General features: G+C 65.0%; 13 protein-coding genes, 2 pseudogenes and 1 other annotated feature. Of the genes and pseudogenes, 7 read left to right on the top strand and 8 right to left on the bottom strand.

Annotated features, from left to right (window positions below; translation table 11 throughout):
* Positions 1 to 65 precede the first annotated feature (65 nt).
* The 4 genes and pseudogenes from BCY78_RS08260 (at position 66) to glf (ending at position 3,635) form a co-directional block, all read left to right on the top strand.
* Positions 66 to 1,331 (top strand): annotated as a pseudogene (locus BCY78_RS08260) (IS3 family transposase).
* Positions 347 to 500 (top strand) — a sequence feature (AL1L pseudoknot). Its footprint overlaps the pseudogene before it by 154 nt.
* A gap of 41 nt (positions 1,332 to 1,372) precedes the next feature.
* A pseudogene (locus BCY78_RS08255) lies at positions 1,373 to 1,654 on the top strand (integrase core domain-containing protein); the annotation flags it as partial.
* Between the two features lie 99 nt (positions 1,655 to 1,753).
* A complete protein-coding gene (locus tag BCY78_RS08250; RefSeq protein WP_068300237.1) occupies positions 1,754 to 2,443 on the top strand; it encodes a sulfotransferase in 690 nt (229 codons plus the stop codon).
* A 40-nt stretch (positions 2,444 to 2,483) separates the two neighbouring features.
* Positions 2,484 to 3,635, top strand: a complete 1,152-nt coding sequence (gene glf, locus BCY78_RS08245) for a UDP-galactopyranose mutase (protein ID WP_199523131.1) — start codon at positions 2,484 to 2,486, stop codon at positions 3,633 to 3,635.
* Between the two features lie 257 nt (positions 3,636 to 3,892).
* On the opposite strand, the gene BCY78_RS25955 is transcribed toward glf, so the two are convergent.
* Together BCY78_RS25955 and BCY78_RS25950 are read right to left on the bottom strand one after the other, a co-directional pair.
* Entirely contained in the window at positions 3,893 to 5,188 is a 1,296-nt protein-coding gene (locus BCY78_RS25955; protein WP_233499370.1) for a hypothetical protein, read from the bottom strand.
* Between the two features lie 15 nt (positions 5,189 to 5,203).
* Positions 5,204 to 6,502: a chemotaxis protein CheB gene (locus tag BCY78_RS25950; RefSeq protein WP_233499369.1), complete on the bottom strand. Its 1,299-nt coding sequence runs from the start codon at positions 6,500 to 6,502 to the stop codon at positions 5,204 to 5,206.
* A 27-nt stretch (positions 6,503 to 6,529) separates the two neighbouring features.
* On the opposite strand from BCY78_RS25950, the gene BCY78_RS08235 reads away from it, so the two are divergent.
* Positions 6,530 to 6,946, top strand: coding sequence for a response regulator (locus BCY78_RS08235; protein ID WP_233499368.1), 417 nt, complete (start codon positions 6,530 to 6,532; stop codon positions 6,944 to 6,946).
* Positions 6,947 to 7,154: 208 nt separating this feature from the next.
* Entirely contained in the window at positions 7,155 to 9,689 is a 2,535-nt protein-coding gene (locus BCY78_RS08230) for a PAS domain-containing sensor histidine kinase (protein ID WP_068300234.1), read from the top strand.
* Here the strand turns inward: BCY78_RS08230 and BCY78_RS08225 are convergent.
* Both BCY78_RS08225 and BCY78_RS08220 read right to left on the bottom strand, forming a co-directional pair.
* Positions 9,653 to 11,422 carry a bifunctional diguanylate cyclase/phosphodiesterase gene (locus tag BCY78_RS08225; RefSeq protein WP_068300346.1) on the bottom strand — a complete coding sequence of 590 codons (1,770 nt, stop codon included), beginning with the start codon at positions 11,420 to 11,422 and terminating at the stop codon, positions 9,653 to 9,655. The genes BCY78_RS08230 and BCY78_RS08225 overlap by 37 nt on opposite strands.
* A 204-nt stretch (positions 11,423 to 11,626) precedes the next feature.
* Positions 11,627 to 13,063 carry an NAD-dependent succinate-semialdehyde dehydrogenase gene (locus BCY78_RS08220; RefSeq protein ID WP_068300232.1) on the bottom strand — a complete coding sequence of 479 codons (1,437 nt, stop codon included), beginning with the start codon at positions 13,061 to 13,063 and terminating at the stop codon, positions 11,627 to 11,629.
* A gap of 122 nt (positions 13,064 to 13,185) precedes the next feature.
* Between BCY78_RS08220 and murB the strand changes: the two genes are divergently transcribed.
* Positions 13,186 to 14,184: a UDP-N-acetylmuramate dehydrogenase gene (murB, locus tag BCY78_RS08215; protein ID WP_068300230.1), complete on the top strand. Its 999-nt coding sequence runs from the start codon at positions 13,186 to 13,188 to the stop codon at positions 14,182 to 14,184.
* Here the strand turns inward: murB and BCY78_RS26260 are convergent.
* The 4 genes from BCY78_RS26260 to BCY78_RS08200 form a co-directional block, all read right to left on the bottom strand.
* Positions 14,170 to 14,310, bottom strand: a complete 141-nt coding sequence (locus BCY78_RS26260) for a hypothetical protein (protein WP_304441976.1) — start codon at positions 14,308 to 14,310, stop codon at positions 14,170 to 14,172. The two genes, murB and BCY78_RS26260, sit on opposite strands and share 15 nt — an antisense overlap.
* Positions 14,311 to 14,364: 54 nt before the next feature.
* Complete coding sequence (locus BCY78_RS08210; protein WP_304441975.1) at positions 14,365 to 15,168, bottom strand: 2-hydroxyacid dehydrogenase; 804 nt, start codon at positions 15,166 to 15,168, stop codon at positions 14,365 to 14,367.
* A 106-nt stretch (positions 15,169 to 15,274) separates the two neighbouring features.
* The gene (locus tag BCY78_RS08205; protein ID WP_068300229.1) at positions 15,275 to 15,766 is read right to left on the bottom strand and encodes an NUDIX domain-containing protein; all 492 of its coding nucleotides are present in this window, start codon (positions 15,764 to 15,766) and stop codon (positions 15,275 to 15,277) included.
* Between the two features lie 76 nt (positions 15,767 to 15,842).
* Entirely contained in the window at positions 15,843 to 16,088 is a 246-nt protein-coding gene (locus tag BCY78_RS08200; protein WP_068300227.1) for a MoaD/ThiS family protein, read from the bottom strand.

Raw genomic sequence — 16,088 nt, 5'->3', positions numbered from 1 at the left:
GATGGAACGGGGTCCCACCTGCGTTCCCAGTATGCCCGACCTTGAACACACAAGGATGGAGCATCATGAGCAAGACGACGAACAAGTTTTCCCCCGAAGTGCGTGAGCGTGCTGTGCGCCTAGTTCTCGACAATGAGGGTCAGCATGGATCGCGCTGGCAGGCAGTCATGTCGATTTCCGCGAAGATCGGCTGTGCGCCGCAGACCCTGAACGAGTGGGTCAAGAAGGCCGAGGTCGACAGCGGCAAGCGCGCTGGCATCCCGACCGACATGGCAGAGAAGATGAAGGCGCTGGAGCGGGAGAACCGAGAACTGCGCCAGGCCAACGAGATCCTGCGCAAGGCGAGCGCATATTTTGCGATGGCGGAGCTCGACCGCCGGTCGAAGTGATGGTCGGGTTCATCCATTGCCGGCAGGCGTTTGCCTGCAAACGCCGAGAGGGACGATCAGCGAGGGAAGCACGGGGTCGAGCCGATCTGCAGGGTTCTGCCGATCGCCCCGTCCACCTACTACGATCACCTGGCGAAGCGGGCCGATCCGGCCCGATTGTCGGATCGCACCCGGCGTGACGCAGCCCTGCAGCCCGAGATCGAGCGTGTCTTCGAAGAGAACTGGCGCGTCTACGGCGTGCGCAAGGTCTGGCGTCAGCTGGATCGGGAAGGCTTCGATGTCGCCCGTTGCACAGTCGCCAGACTGATGAAGGACATGGGTATTCAAGGCATCATCCGGGGCAAGCCGCACAAGACCACGATCCCCGACAAGAAGGCCTCGTGCCCGCTGGACAAGGTGAACCGGAAGTTCCGCGTACCTGCGCCGAACATGCTCTGGGTCAGCGATTTCACTTACGTCGCCACCTGGAAGGGGTTTGTGTATGTCGCCTTCGTCATCGATGCCTATGCCCGCAAGATCGTCGGTTGGCGGGCAAGCCAAACAGCCCACGCAGGCTTCGTGCTTGATGCCCTCGAACAGGCGGTTCACGATCGACGCCCGGTCAAGGGCGCGGGGCTCGTCCACCATTCCGACCGCGGGTCGCAATACCTGTCCATTCGCTACACCGAGCGGTTGGGCGAGGCCGGCATCGAACCATCCGTGGGCAGCGTCGGCGACAGCTACGACAACGCCTTGGCGGAGACGATCAACGGTCTCTTCAAGGCGGAGGTCATCCATCGACGCGGGCCGTGGCGCAGCTTAGAGGCCGTTGAATATGCCACCCTCGAATGGGTCGACTGGTTCAACAATCGCCGCCTGCTCGAACCGATCGGGAACATCCCGCCGGCGGAAGCGGAGGCAAATTTCTACGCCGCTCTGGAAACTGAAGACATGGCCGCCTAACTAACCCCAATCAGCCTCCGGCAAACCCGGCGCGGTTCAGATCGCAATACTGCTCGGTCGACTATCAGTCGCTGCTCCGCAGACGGGGCATCCTGATCTCGATGAGTGGGCGCGGTAACTGCTATGACAACTCGATGGTGGAAACGTTCTTCAAGACCATCAAGTCAGAGCTGATCTGGCCGGTCGCATGGCAATCCCGCCAGCAGGCCGAAAACGCCGTCGCCAGATACATCGACGGGTTCTATAACCCCGTCAGACGGCATTCATCGCTCGGCTTCCAGAGCCCCATCGCCTTCGAGCGAAAGGCCCGGGAAGTGAGCTAAACGCTCTCCAAAAAAACCGGGCAAGTCCACAGCACCTTGTCAACCTGCGGCGCCGGGCCTTAGAAAAGCCCGGTGTGCCAGAGAAAGAAAAGCGTGCCGATGAAGCCCCATCGTTTCAACAAGATCTGTCCCGAGCTAAAGGGCTGCCTGTTCCTCGTCACGTATGGCCGCTCCGGCTCGACCTTGCTGCAGAACGTGCTGATGACCATTCCGGGCTGCACGATCCGTGGCGAGAACTTCAATGCACTCGGTTCGATCTACGATACCGTCGCGCGGGCGCGCAGGGCGAAGAATACTTGGGGCAAGACCGCGCACGATGCACAGCATCCCTGGTTCGGTGCCGATGCTATCGTGGCCAAGAAACTGGGGGCTGGGATGGTCGATGCGTTTTTCGCGCATGTGCTTGCGCCGCCCGCTGACGCCCGTTGGGTCGGCTTCAAGGAGATCCGCTACCAGAACATGCAGCGTCAGGCGTTGTTCGGGCAGCTCGATTTCATGCGAGCGCAGTTCAAGAATGCCCATTTCGTGTTCAATACCCGGTCGGCGGAGGCCGTGATGAAATCCGCCTGGTGGGCCCGGCACGACCCTGATGAAGTGCGCGCGCTGGTGGCCAAGGCCGACAAGAATTTCGCGGAGTATGCTGAGAAGAACCCGGAGTATTCCCGCCTCGTTCGCTACGAAGATTTCACGCAGGATTCTGCGGCGTTCAAGCCGATCTTCGACATGCTGGACGAGCCCTTCGATGCCGAGGCCATCGCCAAGGTCATGAATACCAAGCTGACGCATTGAACCGCCCCGCAGCGGTGCAAACTTTTTTCACGAGGTCTTTATGTCCCAAAAATTTTTGATGGTCGGCGCCGGTCTTTCCGGTGCAGTGATCGGCCGCCTTCTGGCCGAGGCCGGGCATACGGTTCAGGTCGTGGACGGCCGTTCGCATGTCGGTGGCAATTGCCATACCGAGCGGGACGCGAAGACCGGCGTGATGGTCCATGTCTACGGCCCCCACATCTTCCACACGGACGATGCCGAGGTCTGGGAATACGTCAACCGCTATGAGACGTTTCTGCCCTACAAGAACCGGGTGAAGACCACCTCGCGCGGGGCGGTCTATTCGCTGCCGGTGAACCTGCATACGATCAACCAGTTCTTTGGCCAGACCCTGCGCCCCGACGAGGCGAAGGTCTTCCTCGAAGGGCAGGCCGACACGACGATCGCGGAGCCGGCGAACTTCGAAGAGCAAGCGCTGCGCTTCGTCGGCCGAGACCTCTATGAGGCGTTCTTCAAGGGGTACACGCTGAAGCAATGGGGCTGCGATCCGACCGAGTTGCCGGCCTCGATCCTCAAGCGCCTGCCCGTGCGCTTCAACTACGACGACAATTATTTCTTCCACAAATTCCAAGGCATGCCCGAGAATGGCTACACGGCCATGATCGCGCGCATTCTTGATCATCCGGGTATCTCGGTGACGCTTGAAAAGACCGTCTCGCGTGAGATCGCAGGCGAATATGACCACGTTTTCTATTCGGGCCCCATCGACGGCTGGTTCGACTATCGGCTGGGGCGCTTGGGGTACCGGACCCTCGATTTCGATCGGTTCGAGTATGACGGCGATTATCAGGGCTGCGCGGTGATGAATTACGGCGACGTCGACGTGCCCTTTACCCGTATCACCGAGCACAAGCATTTCTCGCCTTGGGAGAGCCATCAGGGCTCGGTGCTTTACCGGGAGTTCTCACGGGAATGCGGGCCAGATGACATTCCCTATTACCCGATCCGTCAGGTCGCCGAGAAGTCGCTGTTGGCCGATTATGTCGCGCTCGCCGAGGGCGAGACGAATGTCAGCTTTGTCGGCCGGCTCGGAACATATCGCTATCTCGATATGGACGTGACGATCCGCGAGGCGTTGGACGCGGGGCGGCGCTTTCTTGGATGCCTGCAGGACGGGGCGAAGGCGCCGACCTTTTTTGTGCAACCCCTCTAAAGGGCCGGGTCGATCCGGCTGCACTTTGCGTCAAGGGAAAGTGGCCTCTGGGGCGTATCAGAAGGCCGCTTCCGGGCATCTTCGGTCACCTTGCTCTCCCGTCATCGGCGGCGGCCATTGTGCGTCGCTCCGCCCGTGCCGGTCGGTTTGCAGGGGACGCGCCGTGACGCGCAGGAACCCAAGCGTTCAGCTTAAAAGGGACATCGCAGCCGATCCGGGCGACGCAGAAGCACACACCGGACCCGAGCGGCAAGTTGTCAATCGCCGCGTTCCGACGCCGTGGCGATGTCGCGGAACAGGATGAAGGCACCGGCGGGGGGCATCATCGGTTCACGGTCGGCGATTGGGTGGATCTCGATCGACAGGGGCTTGCCCTCGTAATCGCCCGACGCGGTGATCACGGCGGAGGTGCCGATGGCCTTCCCCGCGGCCTGCGGCAGGTCGATGAACGCCAGCCGCGGGCCGATGACGCCCAGGCGCCGGTTCACGTCATGCGGCTCCAGCGCGAAACGCAGCGCGACTTCCTCGCTGAAGCGTTGCACGCTCAGGCGGCGGTCGACGACCAGCACACCGATCCCGAGGATGCTGAACAGGGATTCAGTCTCATTGTTCAGGGACGACAGCTCGGTGATCTTGCGCTCATGCTCGGCCGAGACGGTGACCAGCTCCTCGTTGACCGCGTGCAGTTCCTCGTTGGCACTTTGCAGCTCCTCGTTCGAGGCCTGCAATTCCTCGTTCGAGGCTTGGAGCTCTTCGTTGGAGGCCTGCAGCTCCTCGCCCGAGGCCTCCAGCCGTTCGGTGACGTGCTGCAGTGTTTCCTCGGTCAGGCGCAGGTCGCGCTCCAGCTCATGCACCCGTTTCGACAAAAGCTGCCCGTCGGCGTCGGTGATGCGCTCGCCGTCCTTCGCTTCGGTTTGCGAATGCTGCAGCTCGTCCGCCTCCAGCCGCAGGCGGATCAGCAGAAGGGCAGGGCGGTGGACGCTGTCGAGGGTCTCGAAAGTCAGGGTCAGCGGTTGGGACTGGCCGCTGGACAACGTGACACCGACCCGGCGCGAGAAGCCCTCGGTCTCACCGGTGCGCAGTTTTTCCAAGGCGACGTTGATGACGAAATGCAGATCGCGGTGCAGGATCTGTTCGACCGACCATTCCGTCAGGTTGTTGTGCGTGTCGACAAAGGCCGAGGCGGCGCCGAACCACGCCAGAACCTCGCCGTCCGAGGTGACGATGATCGACGAGGGCGCATGGCTCTTCAGCAGTAGGTCATAGGCCCGCAGCAGCGCCTCGCGTCCCCGAACCTCGGCGAATTCGTGCAGGGCGGCCGACATCCGGCCCGAACTTGACCCGATGCGGGCGCGCTCCGGCAATTCTTGCCGGGAGAACTGCCGTTCCAGCCTCTTGGGCAGCATCTCGCGGTCAAAGTGACGCCGGCCCGAGGATTTTCGGAACAGCCGCCAGCGCGCGTTGATGACCTCGAACTCCTCGTCGAAATGGCCGAGCGTCTCAGAGGGGCCGAGGAACAGCGCCCCATGTTTGCGCAGGCCGAAGAGGAACATCGAAATCACCCGCGCCTACGCCTTTTCCCGCAGATAGATCAGCAGGTTGCGGCACGAGACGAGGTCGAGGTCCAGAAATGGCGGATCGGTCAGCGTGTCATGGACCGAGAAGATGATCTTCTGGCGCAGGTTCGGCACGATCAGGAAATGCTTGCCGCGCCGGTCGAAATAGCGCGTGCGCAGATGCTCGGGCACGTTCTCGACCTGATCCTCGGTGTAGCGCCCGGTCGACGCCCGGTCGATCGACTGGCGGTGTACATCCGTGGCGATGATACGGAAGCCACGGGTATTGCCGGCGGCGCGCATCGCTTCGGCCATCTCCATGCCGATGGTATAGGCTTCCTCGCCACTGGCGCAGCCCGCGACCCAGACCCGGACCGGCGCCTCACTGTCGAAATCCTGCGCGAACTTGTCCAGCACGTTGCGGCGCAGATCTGCGATCGCCTCGGGGTCGCGGTAGAACTGCGTCACGCCGATCAGCAGGTCCTGATACAGTTCGTTCACCGCCTCGGGCTCTTCGCGCAGCAAGGTGAGGTAATCGTTCATGTCGCCGATCCCGCGCAGGTGTTGGCGGCGGGTGATGCGGCGCTGGACGTTGGTTTCCTTGTACGAGGTGAAATCCAGATTGTGCTGCTTCTCCAGTACCCGGAAGATCTCCTTGTTCAGGTCGGCCTCGGCGGCAAGGGGGCTCGGCGCATAGCGGATGCCGGTCTCGAAGATGTCCTGAATCGCACCGGGGATGTCCGCGGCATCGAGGACACGGTCATGGATGCCGAGGCTCAGGATCGCGCGGGGCATCGAGGGGAAATCGGCCTCGGCCGGGTTCTGCACCACCAGCGCTCCGCCGGCGGCATGCATCAGCTGCGCCCCGCTGGCCCCGTCGCTGCCCGAGCCCGACAGGACCACCGCCACAGTCTTCTCAGTCGCGCGCGTGGCCAGCGAGGCGAACAGGCTATCGATGGGCAGATGCGGCACCTGATCGTCCTTGCCGTAGACGAAGGTGCGGAACACGTCGCCCTCCAGCACCGACCCGGTATTGGGCCGGTTGAGGAAGATCGTGTCAGGCTCGATCTTTATTCCATTTTCGATATGTTTGATTTTAAGCCCGGTCTTCCGGCCCAGCAATTCATCCATCACCGACCGGTAATCCGGCGAGAGATGCTGGATGACAATGTAGCACCAGCCTGCTTTCTCCGGGGCATGGGAAAAGAATTGCTCGAGCGGAGTCAGGCCTCCGGCAGAGGCTCCGATGGCAACCACAGGAATTCGTGCGTTTTCCGGGCCGTTTCGGGTGTCCTCGACGGTCTCACGCATGCTTTTTCCTCGTAATTACCTTGTCGCATGGCCTCCCGTCCCGCATATTACACGACAACATTGGATGCGGGGTCGACCATGGCACGTCTACTGATCGCTGACGACGATATCGATTATTGCGTCGCCTTCAAGACCGGGATGTCCGCGCTGGGGCATGATGTGGATTTCGTTCACAGTGGCGCAGAGGCTGTTGCGAAACTGAATGACGCGCCGACGCATTACGATGTGATCTTTCTTGACGTGTTGATGAGCAATGGCGGTGGCGCCAGCACCTTGCACGCCATTCGGAATTTCTCGGACGATTTGCCGGTGGTGGTGATCACCGGCCGATCCGAAATCCTCGACAGTCCGATCTTCAGCAACGGCCTACGACAGGCACAGAAGCGCATGTCGAAATCCAGCAAGCTGAGCGCCCTGCACGAGGCGGTGACCGAATTGGTCTGACGCGCCGGGGACTGAGCTTGATCGCGGCCTTCCGGCGGACCGGCGGGCAAAGCCACCCAGCGCGGAGGAGCCGCCCCGTATGTCGTCGCCTGTACAGTCCCCGGTAACGGCCCGCGTTTCGGCCGATAATCTCGACCTGCACCCTGATCACCCTGAGCCGCCGCTGGGTGATCCCCCGGCAGCTGCCCCTTGGCAACGGGCTTTCCCGTTGGATGCGACCCACGCCTCTGTCGCCTGTGCGGTGATGGCGGCCTTGGCGGCGCTCGCCGTCCTCGTGGTGCAGCCGCGATTCCCGGACCTGCCGATCGCCCGCCTGCACGAAGGCTATGCTGCGATGGTCCCCGGCACGGCCTGGCCGGTCCTGGCGCTGGCGCTGGCGGTGCTGGTCGCCATCTCGCCGCGCGTCGGGCCCCGTTTGGTCGGGGCGCACAATCCGAGCATGAGCCTGCGTGCGGGCGGCTGGCTGGCGTTGGTCACGGCGCTGGGGGTGCTGGCTTATGGGCTGTGGAGCCTTGGCTACGACATCTTGACCCGGGTCTCGCTGGTCGGGGCCGAGGATCGCGTCTCGCTGGCCACGGCCCTGTCGCTGACCCTGCTGTCCATGGGCCTGATGGCCCGGCTGCTCAGCCCGACGGGACGCCCGTCGAGGCGGGTCACCCTCCCGACGACCTTGGTGCTGACCGTCGCCTTGATCTCATTGTCGGGCTATGCCTTCGACGCGCCGCGACTGCATGAGGTGCTGATCTTTTCGGGCATGTCGGTGCTGACGGCGCTCAGCGTCTTCGCCTTGGCCCTGTCGATCCTGCTGCTGGGCATGCATGACAACTGGCTGCGCCACCTGATCGGCCCCAACACCAGTGCCCGCGCCGCCCGTGCCGCGCTGTTGCCCCTGATGCTGGGGGCCTTCGTCCTAGCCGCCGCGCTGCTGACGGCCGCCAATCGGGGCTACATGACGGTCAACTTCAGCCATGCGCTGCTGGCCGATCTGCTGGTCGTTTTCGGCATCATCTCGATCCTGTTGATGGCCGCCAACCACGCGGCCGAGGAGCGGCGGACCGCCAACAGCCTGACCTGGCTGCGCAACATCATCGACGCGACCGAGGTTGCGGCCATCGTCACCGATGGTCACGGCAAGGTCATCCTCGCCAACCGCATGGCCGAGGATCTGGCCGCCGCCTCGGGCGGGCCGGCAGTCTGGCTGGACAAGACGCCGTTCTTCGTGCCGGGCTCGATGGATCTGCTGCTTGATGGCCGGCATCCACGCGAACTGGCCCGTCCATCGGCGAATAGCCGGGGCATGCAGACCTCGTGGATGGATAGCGGGGGGCGGTTGCGCAGCTTGCGCCTTTATGCCCGCACGATCCCGGATGCGGCTTTCATCGGCCGGCAGGTGACGATCCTCACCATCATCGACGAGACCGAAAGCTGGAATGCGCGCGACAACCTCGCCCATGTCGAACGGCTGGAGGCGATGGGGCTGATGGCTGGCGGCGCGGCGCATGAATTCTCCAACGTGCTGGGGGTAATCCAGCTGACCGCCGATGTGGGGCTGATGAAGACCGACGGCCTCGCCCATGACCAGTTCGAGGCCGTGGCCCGCGCCTGCGAGCGTGGTGAGCAGGTGACACGACGGCTGCTGAACCTGTCGCGCGACAGCTCGCCGGCGATGGCGGTGCATGACGTGGCCGAGATCCTGCGTGCGGCACCCAAGCTTCTGGTCCCGGTTCTGCCGGAGAAGCTGAAGCTGGTGCTGCAGCTCCCCAGTGAGCCCCTGCGCGCGATCTGCGACCGGGCCGAGTTGGAGGGCGCCTTGCTGAACCTGACACTGAACGCGGTCAACGCGTTGAGCGAGCGGCCCTATGCCCCTCCCGAGATCGTGCTCTCGCTGACGCAGGAGGGGAGCTGGCTGCAGATCGGCATGCAGGACAAGGGCGTCGGCATGGACGGCGAGACGCGCACGCTGGCGACGCAGCCGTTTTTCACCACGCGGGGCGGGAAGGGCGGCACCGGGCTGGGCCTGTCGATGGTCGAGGCCTTTGCCCGTCGCTCGGGCGGCACGCTGTCGATCAAGAGCGCGCCGGACGAGGGCACGCTGGTCCGCCTGCGGCTGCCGGTGTTCGAAGGCGCGGCCCATGCCCAGCCCGACGAGGTTCTGAGCCCCGCCCCCGATCTGACCGGCGTGTCGATCCTCGTGGTGGAGAACGATCCGCAGTTCCGCCAGACCCTGCCGCAGGCCCTGTCCCTGATGGGGGCGACGGTGGCGGTGACCGACAACGCGGTCTCGGCCCTGTCGATGGCCGCCAAGGAGCGTTACGATCTTTTGTTGTCGGACATCCGGATCGAGGGGGGGATGAACGGCCTCGGCTTGTCCTCGGTGATCGCCGAGCATTTCCCGCATATGGCCCGGCTGTTGATGACCGGCTTCGACGATGTGCCGGCCTCGATGCAGTCGGCTGAGGGGGACGCGAGTGCCGATCCGGTGCCGTTGACCGGCGATGGCTCGGGCGATGTGCCGATCCCGACCGGGGGCTCGGGCACGTTGACGCCGATCCGGGGCGGCAAGATCCCGCTTCGGGTGGTCGAGCAGCGGGCCGTCGCGCCGGGTCTGCCTGCCGACAAGGTGCAGAAGGGCGGTGGGGTGATGATCCTGCGCAAGCCCGTCGGTTACCGGGTGATCGGCAATGCCATCCGCATCACGCTGGACACTCAGAAAGCGTCGAGAGGGGCGGGCCGCGCGAAGTAATAGCCCTGCGCCATGTGGCAGCCCTGCTGGCGCAGCAGCTCGGCCGTCGCCGCATTCTCGATCCCCTCGGCGATGACCGTCAGCTCCAGCGTGCGCGCGACGTCGATCAGGGCTTTCGACAATACGGCATCGCGCGGGGTGCGGGTGGCCTCGGCGATGTAGGAGCGGTCGATCTTCAGGATGTCGACCGGCCAGTCGCGCAGATGGGTCAGCCCGCCATAGCCGGTGCCGAAATCGTCCAGCGCCACCCGTGCGCCCCGGCGACGCAGCTCGCTGAGGTTCTGGAAGATCGGCCCGCTCACCGCACCCAGCATGGTGGTTTCCGTCACCTCGATGACGATCCGGTCCCAGTCGATCTGGTAGCGGTTGAGCTGGCTTTGCAGGTCGAAGACGAATTCCTGCTTGATCAGATCCGCCGTGCCGAGGTTCAGCGCCAAGGTCTCGTCGGCCATTTCCGGGCGGGCGGCGATGGCGGCAAAGGCCTTCTCGAACACATGCTCGGTCAGTTTCTCGGCCAGTTCTGGCGCGGTCAGGACCGAGGAGAACTGCCCCGGTGTCAGCAGTCCGCGCTGGGGGTCCTGCCACCGGGCGAGCAGTTCGAACCCGTGGCGCTGGCCCGTCGCCAGATCGATGACCGGCTGGAAGAACGGCAGGATGCGGTCCTGTGCCAAGGCCTCGAGGAACCGGGGCCGGACCAGCAAAGCGCTGAAATTCGCATGCTGATCGCCGCAATAGATCGTCCCGGCCGATTTGCCCGAGGATTTGTTGGCATAGAGCGCGGCATCGGCCTCCAGCATCAGCGCATCGAGGTCAGGGCGTCCGCCGTGCCGCAAAGTGCTGCCGATGCTGATATGCCCGAGGCTGGGCTTGCCCATCTTCGCAACAACCCGTTGCACATCGCTGGCGCAGGACAGCATCAGCCGCTCCAGATGCGTGTCACTGCGACCGGGCAGGCTGACGAGGGCACCGAACTCGTCTCCGCCGATCCGGCCCACCAGCGACGTGGCGGGCAGGGCACGGCGCAGGGCGCGGGCGATCTCCTGCAGATAATGGTCGCCGAATTGGTGGCCGTAGATGTCATTGACCAGTTTGAAATTGTCGACATCGATCATCAGCAGCGCATGTGAGGCGTCCTCACTATTGCCCAGCCGATCCATGCATTGTGTCTTGAAGGCTTGATGCCCCAGCAGCCCGGTCAGCCCGTCCTGTTCGGCCAGCGTCATCAGATGGCGCGAGCGACGCAACTCGGCCGCGTAATCCAGCTCCAGCATGTGAAAGCTGTGCCAGCGGTCGATGACATGGGCGATGGCGGCCGAGCCATGGTTCAGGCGCTGCCGGTCGATGCTACCGGCTGTCGCGTCCTCGGTGAGGGTCAGCGCGAGGGTACCGAAGAGCAGATCGCCGGGCGAGGCAATCCGGTTCAGCACGATCGGCGGCGCCCCGGCATTTCGGGCCGCAAAGGAGAAGGGGGCCGCCTGTGCTCCGTCGGAGGCCTTGGCCGCCCGGATGTCGGCGAGAAGGCGGTCGCGCAGGTCGATGACATTGGAGCCGGGCGGCAAGGACAGGATCGGCGGCAGTTGCGGCAGGTTCTCCGGCAGTGAGGGCAGGAAAGCCGCGGCCTCGATCGCGCCACCGCGCATCAGCGACAGAATATGGTCGATTTCGTCGTGCAGGCCTTGGGCGGCGGGGCCCAGATGGCGCTGCGCGTCGCTGACAAGGGGGGCAAAGGACAAACTCACACCTCGTACCTGTACGTCACCGATCGGTGGGCAAGGCGAGGGCCACACGTCACCGGCCATCGCGCCGATGCTTCTTGGACCGAACAGGCTCCGCAAGGCGCGAATGTGATGATACTACAGCAACTTTTGCGTGTGTCGAGACTTTCATCCCCTCCGCCCTGAGGACGGAGGGGACGTGCCTGTCCCGGAAGGCCGGTGTCAGTCGTTCAGTGCGGTGACAAGTTTCGTCTCCAGATAGGCCGCGACCGCTTCCGAGCCGCCCTCGGTGCCATAGCCGGAATCCCGGATGCCGCCGAAGGGCAGTTCCGGCAGCGCGAGGCCGAGGTGGTTGATCGTGACCATGCCGGCCTCGACCGCCTGCAACGCCTGCTGGTTTGCCGCCGAGCGCGTGTAGGCATAGGCGGCAAGGCCATAGGGCAGGCGGTTCGCCTCGGCGATGATCTCGTCGCGGCTGTCGTAGCGGTTGACGACGGCCAGCGGGCCGAAGGGCTCCTCGTTCATCACCCGCGCGTCAAGCGGCACGTCGACCAGCACGGTCGGCTCGAAGAACCAGCCCTTGTTGCCGATGCGGTTGCCGCCCGTGGCCAGCGTCGCGCCCTTGGCAACGGCGTCCTGGATAAGTTCTTCCAGCGCCGGGATGCGGCGGTCGTTGGCCAGAGGGCCCATCTGCGAGGCCGGGTCGAAACCCTCGCCCACGACGACCTTCTTCGCCTCGGCCACGAAGCCGTCGATGAAGCGGTCAGCCGCGCCCGATTGCACGAGGAAACGGGTGGGCGAGACGCAGACCTGACCGGCGTTGCGGAACTTGTGCGCGGCGATCTCGGGGATGGCGCGGTCCAGATCGGCGTCGTCGAAAACCATAACCGGCGCGTGGCCGCCCAGCTCCATCGTCGCGCGCTTCATATGCGCACCGGCCAGCGCGGCGAGGTGTTTGCCGACGGGGGTGGAGCCGGTGAAGCTGATCTTGCGGATCACCGGATGCGGGATCAGGTATTCCGAGATTTCGGATGGCACGCCATAGACGAGGCCGATCACGCCCGCCGGGATGCCGGCATCGGCAAAGCAGCGGATCAGGGCTGCGGGCGAGGCCGGGGTTTCCTCGGGCGCCTTGACGATGATCGAGCAGCCCGTGGCCAAAGCGGCCGAGAGCTTGCGCACAATCTGGTTGATCGGGAAGTTCCACGGCGTGAAGGCGGCGACGGGGCCGACCGGCACCTTGATCGTCATTTGCGTGACGCCACCGCGACGGGCAGGGATGGTCTGGCCATAGGTGCGGCGGGCTTCCTCGGCGAACCAGTCGATGGTGTCGGCGCCGCCCAGCACCTCCATCTTCGCCTGTGCGAGGGGTTTGCCCTGTTCCAGCGTCATGATCGCCGCGATCTCGTCCGAGCGTTCGCGCAGCAGCTGCGCGGCCTTGCGCATCAGCTTGGCCCGCTGGAAGGCCCCGGTGGCCGACCATGTGGCAAAGCCCTTCTGCGTGGCCGCCAGCGCGCGGTCCAGATCGGCGATGCCGGCATGGGCGATCTGGCCGATCTCTTCGCCGGTGGCGGGGTTCATCACGGGCAGGCGGCGGCCGTCGGCAGCGTCACACCACGCGCCATCGATGAAAAGCTGGGTGTCGGGGTAAGCGGTCATGCAAGGGTCTCCAATGGCTTGCCCCATATCTCGGCAGCTTGACGGCAATGTCCAGAGGGCGGCGGGGCCTTTCGTCCGTCCCGCCATGGCGCTACACCTGCCGCAACGCCCGAGGAGCCGCCATGACCGACCTTTCGCTCACCGAGGATTTCGACCTCCAGCCGCATCACACCTTCGGCTTGCCGTCGCGCGCGCGCTGGGGCGGGTTCCTGCACCGGCCCGAGCATATCGCCGAGGCGCTGGGCTTCGCACAGGCACGCGGGTTGCCATTCTTCCTGCTTGGCGGGGGCTCGAACGTGGTGCCCTTGCCGTTTGTCGACGGCGTGGTCGGTGTACTGCGCCTCTCGGGCCGGTCGCTGGCGCGGGGGGCGGATGGCGTTGTGCGCCTGACAGCGGCGGCGGGGGAAAGCTGGCCCGAGCTGGTGGCCTGGACCGTGGGGCAGGGCATCGGCGGGTTGGAGAACCTGTCGGGCATTCCCGGCACCGTCGGCGCGGCACCCGTGCAGAACATCGGCGCCTACGGCACCGAAATCGCCGAACTGGTGGACAGCGTTAGGGTTCTGGACCTCACCGACCTGTCGCAGCAGGTGATCGCGGGGGCCGATTGCGCCTTCCGCTATCGGCAGAGCCGCTTCAAGGACGAACCCGGCCGGTACGCCATCCTCTCGGTCACGCTGGCCTTGCCGACAGACTGGGCGCCGAACCTGGGCTACCGGGGCCTCGACACGCTGCCCCAGACAGCGACGCCGGCCGAGGTGGCCGAAGCGGTGCTGGCAATCCGGGGCTCTAAACTGCCGGACTGGCGGGTGTTGGGCAATGCGGGCTCTTTCTTCCACAACCCGGTCGTCGCCGCCGATCATCCCGCCGCCCAGATCGAGGGCGCGCCGCGCTATCCGGCGCCGGACGGGGTGAAGCTCTCGGCCGGCTGGCTGCTGGAGCAGGCGGGTATGAAAGGCCACCGCTTGGGCGGCGCGGGTTTCCACGCGGGCCATGCGCTGGTGATGGTCAACCACGGCACCGCGACCTGCGAAGACGTGGCCGCGCTGACCGCCGAGGCTCAGGCCGCCGTTCAGGCGAAGTTCGGGGTCGCGCTGGTGCGCGAGCCGCTAACCCTGGGCTAAGGGCGTCCCGACCGGATGCAGCGGCGCGCCGGTCTCCGCGAAGCTGGAGGCATTGGCAAGCGTCGTCTCGCTGATTGCCGCCAGCGCCTCGCGGGTGAAAAAGGCCTGATGCCCGGTGACCAGCACGTTGGGAAAGGTCAGAAGCCGCGCGAAGACGTCATCGGGGATGATCCGGTCCGATTAATCGTCGAAGAACAGGTCGCCCTCCTCCTCGTAGACATCGAGGCCCAGACTGCCGATCTGCCCTGATTTCAGCCCCCGGATCGCGGCCTGCGTGTCGATGACCGCGCCCCGGCTGGTGTTGATGACCATCACACCGGGCTTCATCGCCGCGATGGCTTGATCATCGATCAGGTGATGCGTGTCGGGCGTCAGCGGGCATTGCAGGGTGAGGATATCGGCCTCGGCGAACATCTGCGGCAGCGGGACATAGCGGGCCGCCAGCGAGGGGTCGGGGAAAGGATCATAGGCCAGCACCCAGCAGCCGAAGCCGTTGAGGATTCCGACCAGCACCCGACCGATCTGCCCGGTGCCGACGACGCCCACGGTCTTGCCGTGCAGATCGAAGCCCAGAAGCCCGTCCAGTTCGAAATTCCCCTCGCGCACACGGTTCCAGGCCCGGTGGGTCTTGCGGTTCAAGGTCAGGATCATCGCCACGGCATGTTCGGCCACGGAATACGGCGAATAGGCTGGCACCCGCGCGACGGTCAGGCCAAGCCGCGCGGCTGCGTCGAGGTCCACATGGTTGTAGCCGGCCGAGCGCAGCAAGATCAGCCGGGTGCCGCCGTCGGCCAACCGCTGCAGGGTGCGGGCGTCCAGACGGTCGTTGACGAAGGCGCAGATCGCCTCGGCGCCGTGCGCCAGAACCGCGCTGTCCGCGTTGAGATGCGCCGCATGGTAGCGCAGATCATGGCCGCAGGTCACGTTGGCCGCGTCGAAGGAGCTGCTGTCATAGGGTTTCGCCGAGAAGAGGTCGATGCGCATGAGGCCCTCCGGGGTTCGGGTCGACCACCAGCCTAGCCCCGGATGCTGCGCTGCCGCAACAGGCGCGTCGCCCGTAGGGTGGGGTTTCACCCCACCTGTCGCTGGCTCAGAAGAACTGGAAACCCTCGCCGCGTTTCCAGCGCAGATAGGCCTGCACGCTGGGCCATTCCGGCCGCGTGAAGCCCGCTTGCGGGATGTCTTCGGGGGCAATCAGACGGACATCGGCGGTCTCGCCGTCATTGCCCCCCAGCGTCCCCTCCAGCAGTGCCGCCCGCGCGAGGATTGACACGTTCTGGATCTGATCGCCGTTGGGATAGGTGAAACTGTCCGCCACGGGGTCGGACGAAATCCCGAAGACCTCGATGCCCTCCAGCCGCGCATTGGCTTCCTCATGCGCCTCGCGATGGATCGCATCGGTCAGGGACTCGCCCAGCTCCAGCGCGCCGGCGGGCAGGCCCCAATCCTTCGTATCCGTGCGATGGACGATGACGATCCGTCCTTGCGCGTCCTCGATGAACACCCGGACCCCGACCGCGATCAGCGGCCGGCTGCCCACCGCGGCGCGAAGCTGTCCAAGGTAGCTTTCGGCAAATCCCATGCGTCGTTCCTTCTGGCCCGTTGCCCTTCTCTAGGCTGCCGGGCATGGCGGGGATGTGACGCCAAGGGGGCCTTTCTCAGCCGCCCTTGATCTGCTGCATCAGGAAGACCTCGCTGTCTTCCCCGACGGGCGTCTGGCGCCCGCCGGTGATGACCTCGCCATCGACCGCGACCGAAATCCCGGCCTCGATCACCGGGCCCAGACCCGGATGCGTGGCAATGAGGGCGTCGAGGACCTGACCCACTGTCTTGCCCTCGACCTCGACGATCTCAGCCCCGTCGGTGAACTTGCGCAGCCCCGACCAGAGGTTGACCTCGACCAT

The sequence above is a fragment of the Pararhodobacter sp. CCB-MM2 genome, from assembly GCF_001691415.1.
Taxonomy (GTDB): domain Bacteria; phylum Pseudomonadota; class Alphaproteobacteria; order Rhodobacterales; family Rhodobacteraceae; genus Pararhodobacter.
Note: the sequence above shows the minus strand (reverse complement) of the source record. Positions and strands in the feature narration are given on the sequence as shown.

Excerpts from the sequence above, each read along its gene's own strand:
- BCY78_RS08250 (WP_068300237.1), top strand. The coding sequence starts at position 1,754 with ATGAAGCCCCATCGTTTCAACAAGATCTGTCCCGAGCTAAAGGGCTGC.
- BCY78_RS08200 (WP_068300227.1), bottom strand. The coding sequence starts at position 16,088 with ATGGTCGAGGTCAACCTCTGGTCGGGGCTGCGCAAGTTCACCGACGGG.
- BCY78_RS08235 (WP_233499368.1), top strand. The coding sequence starts at position 6,530 with ATGGCCTCCCGTCCCGCATATTACACGACAACATTGGATGCGGGGTCG.
- glf (WP_199523131.1), top strand. The coding sequence starts at position 2,484 with ATGTCCCAAAAATTTTTGATGGTCGGCGCCGGTCTTTCCGGTGCAGTG.
- BCY78_RS08205 (WP_068300229.1), bottom strand. The coding sequence starts at position 15,766 with ATGGGATTTGCCGAAAGCTACCTTGGACAGCTTCGCGCCGCGGTGGGC.
- BCY78_RS08220 (WP_068300232.1), bottom strand. The coding sequence starts at position 13,063 with ATGACCGCTTACCCCGACACCCAGCTTTTCATCGATGGCGCGTGGTGT.
- BCY78_RS25955 (WP_233499370.1), bottom strand. The coding sequence starts at position 5,188 with ATGTTCCTCTTCGGCCTGCGCAAACATGGGGCGCTGTTCCTCGGCCCC.
- BCY78_RS25950 (WP_233499369.1), bottom strand. The coding sequence starts at position 6,502 with ATGCGTGAGACCGTCGAGGACACCCGAAACGGCCCGGAAAACGCACGA.
- murB (WP_068300230.1), top strand. The coding sequence starts at position 13,186 with ATGACCGACCTTTCGCTCACCGAGGATTTCGACCTCCAGCCGCATCAC.
- BCY78_RS08210 (WP_304441975.1), bottom strand. The coding sequence starts at position 15,168 with ATGCGCATCGACCTCTTCTCGGCGAAACCCTATGACAGCAGCTCCTTC.